The 13,098-nt window shown below is 61.8% G+C and carries 13 protein-coding genes; 4 read left to right on the plus strand and 9 right to left on the minus strand.

Annotated features, from left to right (window positions below):
- The first annotated feature begins 202 nt into the window (after positions 1–202).
- Positions 203–1,450 (plus strand): peptidase T, encoded by a 1,248-nt coding sequence (gene pepT, locus ACSBQV_RS12915; RefSeq protein WP_099782558.1) that lies wholly within the window; start codon positions 203–205, stop codon positions 1,448–1,450.
- Here the strand turns inward: pepT and ACSBQV_RS12920 are convergent.
- On the minus strand, positions 1,447–2,559 hold the full coding sequence (locus ACSBQV_RS12920) for an SLC13 family permease (RefSeq protein WP_099782556.1): 1,113 nt from the start codon (positions 2,557–2,559) through the stop codon (positions 1,447–1,449). The two genes, pepT and ACSBQV_RS12920, sit on opposite strands and share 4 nt — an antisense overlap.
- A 152-nt stretch (positions 2,560–2,711) precedes the next feature.
- Here ACSBQV_RS12920 and apbE point away from each other — a divergent pair, with 152 nt between their 5' ends.
- The gene (apbE, locus tag ACSBQV_RS12925) at positions 2,712–3,743 is read left to right on the plus strand and encodes an FAD:protein FMN transferase ApbE (protein WP_099782554.1); all 1,032 of its coding nucleotides are present in this window, start codon (positions 2,712–2,714) and stop codon (positions 3,741–3,743) included.
- Positions 3,744–3,794: 51 nt separating this feature from the next.
- Here the strand turns inward: apbE and ACSBQV_RS12930 are convergent, their stop codons facing one another.
- Positions 3,795–4,016: a hypothetical protein gene (locus ACSBQV_RS12930; protein WP_004936201.1), complete on the minus strand. Its 222-nt coding sequence runs from the start codon at positions 4,014–4,016 to the stop codon at positions 3,795–3,797.
- A gap of 211 nt (positions 4,017–4,227) precedes the next feature.
- Entirely contained in the window at positions 4,228–5,448 is a 1,221-nt protein-coding gene (gene fabB, locus ACSBQV_RS12935) for a beta-ketoacyl-ACP synthase I (RefSeq protein ID WP_016926857.1), read from the minus strand.
- Positions 5,449–5,618: 170 nt separating this feature from the next.
- Here fabB and mnmC point away from each other — a divergent pair, with 170 nt between their 5' ends.
- Positions 5,619–7,640 (plus strand): bifunctional tRNA (5-methylaminomethyl-2-thiouridine)(34)-methyltransferase MnmD/FAD-dependent 5-carboxymethylaminomethyl-2-thiouridine(34) oxidoreductase MnmC, encoded by a 2,022-nt coding sequence (mnmC, locus tag ACSBQV_RS12940; protein WP_099782602.1) that lies wholly within the window; start codon positions 5,619–5,621, stop codon positions 7,638–7,640.
- Between the two features lie 40 nt (positions 7,641–7,680).
- On the opposite strand, the gene ACSBQV_RS12945 is transcribed toward mnmC, so the two are convergent.
- The 6 genes from ACSBQV_RS12945 to prmB all read right to left on the minus strand — a co-directional run bounded on the left by ACSBQV_RS12945 (position 7,681) and on the right by prmB (position 12,370).
- Entirely contained in the window at positions 7,681–7,962 is a 282-nt protein-coding gene (locus ACSBQV_RS12945) for a YfcL family protein (protein WP_016926855.1), read from the minus strand.
- A 32-nt stretch (positions 7,963–7,994) separates the two neighbouring features.
- Entirely contained in the window at positions 7,995–8,552 is a 558-nt protein-coding gene (locus tag ACSBQV_RS12950; RefSeq protein WP_033651970.1) for an elongation factor P hydroxylase, read from the minus strand.
- Positions 8,553–8,643: 91 nt separating this feature from the next.
- Positions 8,644–9,450: a sulfite exporter TauE/SafE family protein gene (locus ACSBQV_RS12955; protein WP_047025284.1), complete on the minus strand. Its 807-nt coding sequence runs from the start codon at positions 9,448–9,450 to the stop codon at positions 8,644–8,646.
- A 3-nt stretch (positions 9,451–9,453) separates the two neighbouring features.
- Complete coding sequence (mepA, locus tag ACSBQV_RS12960; RefSeq protein WP_025303719.1) at positions 9,454–10,281, minus strand: penicillin-insensitive murein endopeptidase; 828 nt, start codon at positions 10,279–10,281, stop codon at positions 9,454–9,456.
- 5 nt (positions 10,282–10,286) lie between these two features.
- Positions 10,287–11,372, minus strand: coding sequence for a chorismate synthase (aroC, locus tag ACSBQV_RS12965; RefSeq protein WP_033643909.1), 1,086 nt, complete (start codon positions 11,370–11,372; stop codon positions 10,287–10,289).
- Between the two features lie 65 nt (positions 11,373–11,437).
- Entirely contained in the window at positions 11,438–12,370 is a 933-nt protein-coding gene (gene prmB / locus ACSBQV_RS12970; RefSeq protein WP_025160157.1) for a 50S ribosomal protein L3 N(5)-glutamine methyltransferase, read from the minus strand.
- Positions 12,371–12,540: 170 nt separating this feature from the next.
- Here prmB and smrB point away from each other — a divergent pair, with 170 nt between their 5' ends.
- Positions 12,541–13,071, plus strand: coding sequence for an endonuclease SmrB (gene smrB, locus ACSBQV_RS12975; protein WP_099782550.1), 531 nt, complete (start codon positions 12,541–12,543; stop codon positions 13,069–13,071).
- Positions 13,072–13,098: the final 27 nt, after the last annotated feature.

The raw sequence follows: 13,098 nt of genomic DNA on the forward strand, positions 1-13,098 counted from the left end.
GACAGATAAGTGTTATGCGGGCGCTTCCCGGCCCACAGCTAACACCGATTTTGCCGCAGAAACCTGCGACTATTTCCTAGTTGCACCGCTATTTTTCGTTTCTGCGCGATGCTTCGCATTCTGGCGGTTTACGCATTGCGCCGTTGGACAATCGGCTGATTTCGTTTTAAAACCGGTAGATTGCCAACCGCGAGGAGTTCCGATGACCAGCCCGATTGCCGAACAGCTTACCGAACGTTTCTTCCGCTACCTGGCCGTCACCAGCCAGAGCAACGCCGCCGCAACCGCCCTGCCCAGCACGCCGGGACAGCATGAGATGGCGCAACTGTTGGCGGACGAGCTGCGCCGGCTCGGCCTGGCCGACGTTCAAATCGACGAGCACGCCACCGTGACCGCCCGCAAGCCCGGCACCCAACCCGGCGCGCCGCGCATCGGCTTCATCACGCATATCGACACCGTGGACGTCGGCCTGTCGCCCGAGATTCGCCCGCAGCGCCTGCGCTTCACCGGCGAGGATTTATGCCTGAATGCCGAGCAAGACATCTGGCTGCGTACCGCCGAGCATCCGGAGATCCTGCCCTACCGGAACGAAGAGATCCTGTTCAGCGACGGCACCAGCGTGCTGGGCGCCGACAATAAGGCGGCGGTCACCGTGGTGATGACGCTGCTGGCCAACCTGACCGCGGCCGATCGCCACGGCGATATCGTGGTGGCGTTCGTGCCGGACGAAGAAATCGGCCTGCGCGGCGCCAAGGCGCTGGATCTGCAGCGTTTCCCCGTCGATTTCGCCTACACCATCGACTGCTGCGAACTGGGTGAAGTGGTGTACGAGAATTTCAACGCGGCGGCGGCGGAGATCCGCATCGAGGGGGTGACCGCCCACCCGATGTCGGCGAAAAACGTATTAATCAACCCGATACGCATCGCCAACGACATCATTAACCGATTCGACGTGCAGGATACCCCGGAGCACACCGAAGGGCGCGAGGGCTATTTCTGGTTCACCGATCTGGCCGCCAACGCCAATCAGGCGACGCTGAAGGTGTCGATTCGCGACTTCGATCGCGCGGCGTTCGAGGCGCGCAAGGCCCGCCTTGAGGAGACGGTGCGCCAGGTGGCGGCCAACTATCCGCGGGCCAACGTCAGCTGCAGCGTCAGCGACATCTACAGCAACATCAGCAACGCCATCGGCGAGGACCGGCGCGCCATCGATCTGATCTTCGGCGCCCTCGCCGCCCACGGCATCCCGCCGAAGGTGATCCCAATGCGCGGCGGCACCGACGGCGCGGCGCTCTCCAGCCGTGGCATCCTGACGCCCAATTACTTCACCGGCGCGCATAACTTCCACTCGCGCTTCGAGTTTTTACCCGTCAGCGCCTTCGTGAAATCCTATCAGGTGACCCGCAGCATTTGCCTGCTGGCCGCGCGACAAAGCGGCCAACCGGCTTAGCTCATCACCCAGCCGAGCAACGCGGCCCATACCAACAGCGGCAGCGAATAATAGTGGAAGCGCAACCAGATCTTGCGCTCCCCCGCCATGCGCAGCGCAATCAGGTTGGCGAGCGATCCGATCGCCAACCCGAAGCCGCCGGCGTTGACCGCATAGGCCAGCTGAGCGCTGGAGGGCACATAGTTGAGCAACAGTATGGTGGCCGGCACGTTGCTGACGATCTGCGACAGCCCGACGCCCAACGCATACACGCTCCCCTCGCTCAGCCCGGCGATGGCGGCGAACGCCGGCTGAAGCGGCGGCAAACGGGTAAACAGGCCGACATCGATGAACATGGCGGCGAACACGAAAATCAGACTCCAGTCGATCTGCAACAGCACTCGGCGCGCCAGCAGCAAGAAACCGGCGAACACCGCCAGCAGCCCGTACAACGGCAGATCGAAATCGAGACACAGCAGGAAAACCGCATACAGCCCTACACAGCTCAGCAACAGCGGCCGCTGGTAGGGATACCCCTCGGTATTCGGCGTTTTCACGATGTCGCGCGCCGGGAAGCTGAACCAGGTCAGCGCCAGCAGGCTCAACATCATTGCGACGCCAAACGGCGCCATCTGGCCGATGAAACCGAGGAAAGAGAGGCCGGAGCGGCTCCACAGCAGGATATTTTGCGGGTTGCCGATCGGCGTCAGCAACGAACCGGCGTTCACCGCCAGCGCCTGGAAGATGATCAAGCGGCCAACCGGCAGCGCCGACAGCTTTTTTAGCGTGATGGTGAGCGGAATGACGATAAACAGCGCCACATCGTTAGTAAGAAACGACGACAGCAGCGCGGCGGAAAACACCAGGAACAGCGCCAGCCGCCGTTCGTTGTGCAAGCGGTTGATAATCTTGCGGCCGACAAAATCGAAGTAGCCGCTGACCTCCACCCCTTTGGTCAGCAGCATCAGCCCCAACAGGGTGATGAGGGTACGGCCGTCGATGAAACCACCCAGCGCCGACAGCGGCTGCGGATGAAAAGCGAACATCGCCACGCCGGCCAGCAGCAATGCATGCAAGAAGCGATCTTTGACAAAGGGGTGGATAAGCCGAGAAATGGCGGTTGAACTCATAGCGGCAGTGTGAACCTCACCGAAAAGAATGGGCAGACGTTAGCTCAGACGCGGCTTCAGCGCCAGCAAAATGCTATTTTACCTTTATCCGCTTTTCATTTGCCGCGCTTTACTTTATTTGTAGCGGCTTTCACGGTTTCAAAGGACATGTTATGGCTTCCCTGCTCGCCAAAGGGGCGTTGCTCAGCGCCTTATGCGCCCTGCTCGTCGCCTGCGACGATTCCGCCTCTCGCCCGCAAATCGATATCGATGGCAAGACCATGGGCACCTTCTACAGCGTTAAGGTCAGCGGTGACGTCGCGATCGGCAAACAAGAGCTGCAGCGGCAGATCGACACGGTGCTCGAACGGGCCAACGACGATATCTCTACCTACCGCGCCGATTCGGTGCTGTCGCGGTTTAACCGCAGCGCCAGCCTCGAGCCGCAGCCTATCCCGCGCGGCATGGCGGACATCGTATTGATGGCCCAACGCATCGGCCGCGATACCGGCGGCGCCATGGACATCACCGTCGGCCCACTGGTGAACCTGTGGGGGTTCGGCCCAGACAAGCATCCGGTCAAGGTGCCGGAACAGGCGCAGATCGACGCGGCGAAGCTGAACATCGGCCTGCAGCACCTGAAGCTGATCAGCGACAATCGCGGGGAGTGGCTGCAAAAAGATCTGCCGGGCATGTATGTCGATCTCTCGACGCTGGGCGAAGGCTATGGTGCCGATGAGCTGGTGCGCCTGATGAACCGTCACGGCATTACCAACTACCTGGTGTCGGTAGGCGGCGCGGTCTCTTCACGCGGCGTCAACGGCCAGGGCAAACCCTGGCGGGTGGCGATCCAAAAGCCGACCGACCGTGAAAATGCGGTGCAGGCGCTGGTGGATCTGCACGGTTACGGCATCAGCACCGCCGGCAGCTACCGCAACTACTTCGAACAAAACGGCCAGCGTTACTCCCATGTCATCGATCCGACCACCGGCAGGCCGATAAACCACCGACTGGTTTCCGCCACGGTGATCGCCCCGACCGCACTCGAGGCCGACGGCTGGGATACCGGCTTGATGGTGCTGGGCCCGGAGAAAGCGTTGCAGCTCGCAGAAGAGAAAGGGCTGGCGGTCTACCTGATCAGCAAAACCGACGACGGTTTCAGCGCCGTGATGACGCCGCAGTTCAAAGCATTTTTAGTGCAGTGAGATAAAAAAGCCCGGCGCGCAATGGCCGGGCTTATTCCTGTTCCGCGCCGATCACTTGGTCAGCGCGATGATACCGAGGGTCAGACCGGCAACCGCCGCCGCACCGCCGGCGATCGCGCCCGCGGTTTCCCAGTTATCCTGAGTGGTGCCCTTCATACAGGTGTTGGTGTGCACCAGACGCCCCTGGTCATCGTAGACCGGCACGCAGGGAGAATCGGTGGCGCATCCGGCCAACACGGCCGACAGTAACCCAACCGCAATTAACTTTTTCATACTTCTTGCCTCAATGTTCGATCACTTTAGAAAGCTACGCCGAGCGATAATCACGCTACCTGGCTATTGTATGCCCAACGCGTGTAATGGCGAGGTAATGATGTGTCAGGGGATGTGATTTGGGAAAACTCCGAGCGCCCGGCCGGTGGGCTTCGGGCAGTAAAAAGCCCGCGAAAACGCGGGCTTGTTGGCGGAATGACGCGCGGCGGGATTATTTCGCCAGTTTGCGCATCACCAGCGTGGCGTTGGTGCCGCCGAAGCCGAAGCTGTTGGACATCACGGTGGTCAGCTCGCGCTGGGTCGGCTGAGTCACGATGTTCATGCCGGCCGCCTGTTCATCCAGGGTTTCGATGTTGATGCTCGGCGCGATAAAGCCGTGCTCCAGCATCAGCAGGCTGTAGATCGCTTCCTGCACGCCCGCAGCGCCCAGCGAGTGGCCGGTCATCGCCTTGGTGGAGGAGATGGCCGGGGTATTGTCGCCGAACACTTCACGAATGGCGCCCAGCTCTTTCACGTCGCCTACCGGCGTAGAGGTGCCATGCACGTTGATGTAATCGATCGGCGCATCCAGATCCTGCATCGCCATCTTCATGCAGCGCACTGCGCCTTCACCCGAAGGGGCAACCATGTCGGCGCCGTCGGAAGTCGCGCCGTAGCCGACGATTTCCGCATAGATGTGCGCGCCGCGCGCCAGCGCGTGCTCCAGCTCTTCAACCACCACCATGCCGCCGCCGCCGGCGATGACGAAACCGTCACGATCGGCGTCATAGGTGCGGGACGCTTTTTCCGGCGTGTCGTTGTATTTGGTGGACAGCGCGCCCATCGCGTCGAACTCGCAGGCCATTTCCCAGCACAGCTCTTCGCCGCCGCCGGCGAACACGATGTCCTGTTTGCCCAGCTGGATTTGCTCAACCGCGTTGCCGATGCAGTGCGCGGAGGTCGCGCAAGCGGAGCTGATGGAGTAGTTCACGCCGTGGATTTTGAACGGCGTTGCCAGGCAGGCGGAAACGCCGGAAGCCATGGCCTTGGTCACCACGTACGGGCCAACCGCTTTCAGGCCGCGCGGGCTGCGCATCGCATCGGCGCCGAACACCTGGAAGCGCGGAGAACCGCCGCCGGAACCGGCGATCAGGCCCACGCGCGGGTTGTTTTGATACTCTTCTTCCTTCAGGCCGGAAGACGCGATCGCTTCTTGCATCGCCAGGAAGGCATAAATGGAAGCGTCGCTCATGAAACGCACCGCCTTGCGGTCGATCAGGCCGGTAGTGTCGAGCTTAACTTGCCCCCATACGTGACTACGCATGCCGGAATCTTTCAGCTCCTGGGAGAAAGTGATCCCAGAACGTCCTTCCTGCAGGCTTGCCAGGACCTCCTGCTGGTTATTACCAATGCTGGAGACAACTCCCAGGCCAGTAATCACTGCACGTTTCATTCAATACCTCTTCCACTATTTACCTACGGGATTTTGCATCGCACTTTAGCGTACAGATGTAAGCCGAACAAGTCCGATCAGCGTTTTTCAGCTTTATTGTTGTCCAGTTTGCGCCGGGGCGCCAGCGCCGTTAGAATTCGCGGCATCCCTTGAATTTCGAGCCATTGACCGTGAACCACGCCCCCATCCAAACCGCAACGCTAACCTGGAACGAACAGGGTACACCTGTTTCGAAACAGTTTGATGACGTCTATTTTTCCAATCAGGATGGGCTGGAAGAAACCCGCTACGTCTTCCTGCACGGCAATCGGCTGCCGCAACGTTTCGCCGCCCATCCGCGCTCGCTGTTTGTCGTGGCGGAAACCGGGTTCGGCACCGGGCTCAATTTTCTCACGCTGTGGCAGGCCTTCGCCGGCTTCCGTCAGGCTGAGCCGGACGCGACGCTGCAGCGCCTGCACTTTATCAGCTTCGAAAAATTCCCCCTCCAGCAGGCTGACCTGGCGGCGGCGCATGCACGCTGGTCGGAGTTGGCGCCTTATGCCGACGAGCTGCGCGCCCAGTGGCCGCTGCCGTTGCCGGGTTGCCATCGCCTGCTGTTAGCCGAAGGACGCATTACGCTCGATCTGTGGTTCGGCGACGTCAACGATCTGCTGCCGCAGTTTGACGCCAGCATGAATAACCAGGTGGATGCCTGGTTCCTCGACGGTTTCGCGCCGGCAAAAAACCCCGACATGTGGACCGATCAACTGTTCGCCGCCATGGCGCGCTTCGCCCGGCCGGGAGGCAGCTTCGCCACCTTTACCGCCGCCGGCTTCGTGCGCCGCGGCTTGCAACAGGCCGGTTTTCAGGTCAACCGCTGCAAAGGCTTCGGCCAAAAGCGTGAGATGCTCGCCGGCGAGCTCCCGGCCGATGCGCAGCCCGCCGCACATCCGGCGCCCTGGTATCGACGCCCGGCGGCGGACAACACCGCCGACATCGCCCTAATCGGCGGCGGCGTCGCCAGCGCGCTCACCGCGCTGGCCTTGCTGCGCCGCGGCGCCACCGTCACGCTGTACTGCGCCGATGAGCAGGCGGCCGAGGGCGCATCCGGCAACCGCCAGGGCGCGATTTATCCTTTGCTGAACGGCAGCGGCGACGCGCTGGAGAGCTTTTTCAGCGCCGCGTTTCCCTTCGCCCGCCGCCAGTACGATGCCCTGTTGCAACAAGGCGTCGCCTTTGATCACCAGTGGTGCGGCGTCAGCCAGTTGGCCTATGACGAAAAGAGCGGCGCCAAGATCGCCAACATGCTGAAAACCGACTGGCCGCAGGCCTTGGCGATGGCGGCCGACCGCGAGACGCTCAGCGAACGGTGCGGCGTCGATACCGGCTTTGGCGGCATCACCTACCCGCTAGGCGGCTGGCTCTGCCCGGCCGAGCTGACGCGCGGCGCTATCGCGCTGGCGCAGCGTCAGGGCTTGGTCTGCCACTACCGGCACGATGCACAGAGGCTGACGCAGGAAGAAAACGGCTGGCGCATCGATTTCGCCAACGGCGACAGCCGGCGCCATGCGACGGTGATCCTGGCCAACGGCCATCGGTTGGCCGAACTGGCGCCGACGGAGGCCCTGCCGCTGTATTCGGTACGCGGGCAGGTGTCGCATATTCCGACCTCGCCGGCCCTCGGTCAATTGAAACAGGTATTGTGTTACGACGGCTACCTGACGCCGGTTAATGCCAACAACGGCCACCACTGCATTGGCGCCAGCTACCAGCGCGGCGACATCGCCACCGACTACCGCGAGCAGGAGCAACAGGAGAACCGCGAGCGCCTGCTGCGCTGTCTGCCGGAGCAGGCCTGGCCGCAGCAGGTGGACGTCAGCGCTCATCAGGCGCGCTGCGGCGTGCGCAGCGCCACCCGCGATCATCTGCCGATGGTCGGCGCGCTGCCGGACTATCAGGCCACGCTGGCGCAGTATCAGGACTTGCAGCGGCAGAATCAGCGCGGCGAAACCGTCGCCGATGCGCCGGTCTATCCCGGTCTGTTCGCTATCGGCGGGTTAGGCTCGCGCGGCTTGTGCTCGGCGCCGTTGGCGGCGGAAATTTTGGCGGCGCAACTGTTCGGCGAACCGTTGCCGGGCGATGCGCGCCTGCTGGCGGCGTTGAATCCGAATCGGATGTGGGTGCGGAAATTGCTGAAAGGGCGTGCGGTTTAATCAACCTTGAGGGGCGCGGCGACGCGCCCCGGCATGACGATCAGGCGGCAGGGGTTGCAGCCTGATAGAGGTTTTCCCACATGCCGCGCACCAGGATCTGATCCGGCGGCGAGAGTTCCCCGGCGGCGATCGCTTTGTGCAGGCTCTCCTCCACCCGCGCTTTCAGCGCTTCGGCGGTGTGTTCGCCCTGCTCTTCCGCCTCGGCCACCGCCAGCGTCAGATGACCGCGCAGGTAGCCACCGGCAAACAGTTCATCATCGCTGGCGTGCTCTACCATGTCATCAATCAGCGCCAAAATGCGCGCTTCAAATTCTGCGATCATCAAATTTCCTCATTAAATAACGGGCTGTGGCGTCAGTTGAGATCTTCCGGATACGGAAAGTGCTCGGCCGCCAACGGTGGCGTATTGTAGAACGATTGCAACGCCTGAATAAAGCGCGCAGGCCTTGTGGGTATTCCCTGCTCCAGCAGCGCCAATACCCGGGCGCGCACCTTGCGTTGGAACGCGATGCGATCCGGCTCGCAGTCGCCGTTCAGGTTGTCGCAGCTGACGTTGAACGGGAAACCGGCCGCCACGCAGAACATCCATTCCAGCGCCTGCGGTTTGATCTCTACCGCTTCAAATTCGCTCTGGGTCTGCGCGTCCCGCCCATCCGGGCAATACCAATAGCCGAAGTCCACCAATTGACGGCGCGCTTCACCGGCGATGCACCAGTGCGAAATTTCGTGCAGGCCGCTGGCGTAGAAACCGTGGGCGAACACGATGCGGTGATACGGCAATTCGTCGTCGGCCGGCAGGTAGATCGGTTCGTCGTCGCCCTTCACCAGGCGGGTGTTGTAGTCATCGCTGAAGCAGCGATTGAAGATCTCGATCAACTGCTCATAATGATGGCGGGTCTGCGTGTCTGACATAAAAAACTCTATAACCACAAAAATAAAGAGGCCATTATACCCGATAACCGGCGGGGGGATACGGGCGCATAAACGGCGCCCATTTTCATCGTCAGCCGTGCACGAAGGCGGACAGCCACTGCTGAATCTCTGCGCCGTGATTGTCGTAAAGCAGCTTGAGGCTCATCACCAGCGAGACGATCACGATCATCGGCCGAATCAATTTCTGGCCACGGGTCAGCACCATGTGCGCGCCCAAACGCGCCCCCAGCACCTGCCCCACCAGCATCACCAAACCGATGCTCCACACTACCTTGCCGCCGATGATGAACAACGCCAGCCCGCCGACGTTGGAGGTAAAGTTCAGCACTTTGGCGTGCGCCGTAGACTTGGCGAGGTTGAAACCGCACAGCGTCACGTAGGCCAGCGCGTAGAATGAGCCGGCGCCGGGGCCGAAGAAACCGTCGTAAAACCCGACGCAACCGCCGGCTACCAGCCCGAACGGCAAGGCGCCGAGGCGGCGTTGACGATCTTCCTCACCCAGTCGCGGCATCAACAAGAAATAGAGACCGATGCCGATCACCAGCAGCGGCAACATCTGCCGCAGCAAATCGGCGCGCATGTGCTGCACCAGAATCGCACCGGCGATCGAGCCGATCAGCGTCAGAAAAATCGTCAGCTTCTGGTCGTTGAGGTTCACCGCTCGCCGACGAATGAAGTACAGACTGGCGGAGAAGGAGCCGCCGACCGACTGCAGCTTATTGGTCGCCAGCGCCTGCGCCGGAGGAACCCCCACTGCCAGCAAGGCCGGCACCGTCAGTAATCCGCCGCCGCCGGCGATGGAGTCGATAAACCCCGCCAGCAGCGCTACCGCAAACAACACCCCGAGCATTTCGGGGCCAATGACGAACCAGTCCATGTGTTATTCCGCTGAGAAATGGTGATCCAGCAATGCCTGACAGGTAGGCGGTAACGGCGGCGGCACGGGTTTGCCCGGCTTCGCGTTCGGCTGATGCGGTACGAACCAACTCGCCAGTTCGGCGCCGCAGCCATCGCCCGGCGGCGGCGTATCCTGCTCCTGGCACTCCAGGCTGCCGGCCGGACAACGCAGACGCACGTGCATGTGCGCACGGTGGCCGAACCACGGCCGCACCTTGTGCAGCCAGGCGCGATCGGCGCCGGCGTCCAGGCACAGACGCTGCTTGATCGCCGGGTTGACGAAGATGCGCGTCACGTCCGCATCCTGCGCCGCCAGTTTGATCAGCGACTCAATCTGCGGTTGCCATTGGCTCGCCACCACCTGTTTGCCGTCGCCCGACACCAGGTCGATCGGCTGCGGTTTGAGCAATTGCTGCGCGCTCCAGCGTTGGCGCGGCAGCTGCAGCCAGATGTCGACGTCGAGCCCAGACTGGTGGCTGGCGTGGCCGCTGCTGAAGCGCCCGCCGGCCGGCATCGCCATGTCGCCGATCAGCACCGTGCCCAGCGCTTTCTGGTTCGCTTTGCTGCTGAGGCGCTGTATGAACGCCAGCAGATCCGGATGGCCGAAATAGCGGCGCTGGTCGGTACGCATCACCTGATAGTCCGGTGAATTCAGCGGCAACGGCTGCGCGCCGATGATGCAGCCGTTGGCGAAACCGCCCACCGCCTGCGGCGCGCCGGCCACCGGATGGTCGATTTTCTGCCACGGCGTCAGCGCCATGGCGGAAGCGGAGGCCGTCAGGGCCACCAGGCCCAACATCCAGTTTTTCATGGCGATTACCAGCGAGGCACGTCGGAAACCACATCACCGTTTTGCGCACGCTGGCGCAGCAGGTGATCCATCAACACGATCGCCATCATCGCTTCGGCGATCGGTACGGCGCGGATGCCCACGCACGGATCGTGGCGACCGCGGGTCACCATTTCCACCGCTTCCCCGTGGCGATTGATGGTGCGGCCCGGCACCATGATGCTGGAGGTCGGCTTCAGCGCCAGATGCGCGATCACCGGTTGGCCGCTGCTGATGCCGCCGAGAATGCCGCCGGCATGGTTGCTTTGGAAGCCTTCCGGGGTGATTTCATCGCGGTTTTCGCTGCCGCGTTTGGTCACCACGGCGAATCCGTCGCCGATCTCCACGCCTTTCACCGCGTTGATGCTCATCAGCGCGTGCGCCAGATCGGCATCGAGGCGGTCAAACACCGGCTCGCCCAGGCCAACCGGCACGTTTTCCGCAATCACGCTGACCTTAGCGCCGATGGAGTCACCCTCTTTTTTCAGCGCGCGCATCAGTTCGTCCAGCGCTTCCAGCTTGTCCGGATCCGGGCAGAAGAACGGGTTCTGTTCGACCTGATCCCAGTCTTTCAGCTCGCAGGTCACGTCGCCGATCTGCGCCAGATAGCCGCGCACCTGCACGCCGAACTTCTGCTGCAGGTATTTCTTGGCGATAGCGCCCGCCGCGACGCGCATGGCGGTTTCACGCGCCGAAGAGCGGCCGCCGCCGCGATAGTCGCGCAGACCGTATTTCTGTTCGTAGGTGTAGTCGGCATGCCCGGGACGGAACACGTCTTTGATGGCGCTGTAGTCTTGCGAGCGCTGATCGGTGTTTTCAATGATCAGACCAATGCTGGTGCCGGTGGTCACGCCTTCGAATACGCCGGAGAGAATGCGCACCTGATCCGGTTCGCGACGCTGGGTGGTGTAACGCGAGGTGCCCGGACGACGGCGGTCCAGATCGTGTTGCAAATCGGCTTCGGTGAGCGGGATGCCGGGCGGCACGCCGTCGACGATACAACCCAGCGCCACCCCGTGAGATTCACCGAAGGTGGTGACGCGGAAAATCTGCCCAATACTGTTTCCTGCCATCACGGCTCCTTACCGTTAGTCTTTTATCGTTATGAGGCCCGCCATGCGGGCCTTGGAAATGCGGCTTAGCTGCGATAGAGGCTGAAGTGATCCTTGCAATCCACCAGCTGCTGTTTGGTCAGCATGAACACGCCGTCGCCGCCGTTTTCGAATTCCAGCCAGGTGAACGGGATGTCCGGATATTGTTCCATCAGATGTACCATGCTGTTGCCCACTTCACAAATCAGCACGCCGTCGTCGGTCAGGTAGTCCGGCGCGCACGCCAGGATGCGGCGCACCAGCTTCAGGCCGTCGCTGCCCGCCGCCAGCCCCAGTTCCGGCTCAAAGCGGAACTCCTGCGGCAGATCCGACATATCTTCCGCATCGACGTACGGCGGGTTGGTGACGATCAGATCGTACTGGATCGCGGGAACGTCGCGGAACAGATCGGAACGGATCGGGATCACCTGGTGCTCGACGCCGTGCGCCTGAATATTGCGCTCGGTCACCGCCAGCACTTCGCTGGAGATGTCCACCGCGTCCACTTCCGCTTCCGGGAAAGCGTAGCCACAGGCGATGGCGATGCAGCCGCTGCCGGTGCACATGTCGAGAATATGGCGCGGCGGGTGCGGGATCAGCGCGCTGAAACGATCGTTGATCAACTCGCCGATCGGCGAGCGCGGCACCAGCACGCGTTCGTCGACGTAGAATTCCATGCCGCAGAACCAGGCCTTGTTGGTCAGGTAGGCGACCGGGATACGCTCGTTGACGCGGCGGATCACGCGCTCAACGATGCGATGGCGCTCGCTGGAAGTCAGACGAGCGGTATGCATGTCCTCCGGAATGTCCAACGGCAGAAACAGGCTTGGCAGCACCAATTGCACCGCTTCGTCCCACGGATTGTCGGTTCCGTGACCATAATAGATATTGGCGGCGTTGAAACGGCTTACCGTCCAGCGCAGCATATCTTGAATGGTGTGCAGTTCGTTCACTGCTTCGTCGACGAAAATTTTGTCCAATTTGCCCTCCGGCAGGCGCTGTGTTTCATGATTTAGCCGCATAGTTTGCCATGAAGCCCGCGACAAATCACGCGCGCCCCTCGCGCTTTTCACTCTGGCCCGAGTTTTGCGTCGACAGCGCTCATTCACAAGGTAAACTAGCGAAATAAACGATTTCCGGTGAATGAAGCATGAAGAACAAGCTCCCTCTGAGCAAAGACGAACAACAGCTCTTCAGAGAGTCGGTGGCGGGCGCAAAAAAGCTGCGCCAGGACACCATCGTCCACCGCCCGCCGAAGCTCAAGGTCAAACAGGTCGCGCCGCAGCGGCTGCTGCAGGAGCAGGTCGATGCCAGCTATTATTTTTCAGATGAATATCAGCCGCAGTTGGAAGAGGAAGGCCCGACGCGCTACGTGCGCCCCGGCAGCAGCCCGTATGAGCTGAAGAAGCTGCGACGCGGCGATTATTCGCCGGAGCTGTTTCTTGATTTGCACGGCCTGACTCAGCTGCAGGCCAAGCAGGAATTGGGGGCGCTGATCGCCGCCTGCAAACGCGAGCATGTACACTGCGCCTGCGTGATGCACGGGCACGGCAAACACATTCTCAAACAGCAAACGCCGCTGTGGCTGGCGCAGCATCCCGACGTGCTGGCGTTCCATCAGGCGCCGAAGGAATGGGGCGGCAACGCCGCCGTCCTGCTGTTGGTGGAGCTGGCAGAATAGCCTCCCGCAGAAACGACTCAGGGCGAT

The organism is Serratia sp. B501, assembly GCF_051172315.1.
In the GTDB taxonomy this organism is placed as follows: domain Bacteria; phylum Pseudomonadota; class Gammaproteobacteria; order Enterobacterales; family Enterobacteriaceae; genus Serratia; species Serratia ureilytica.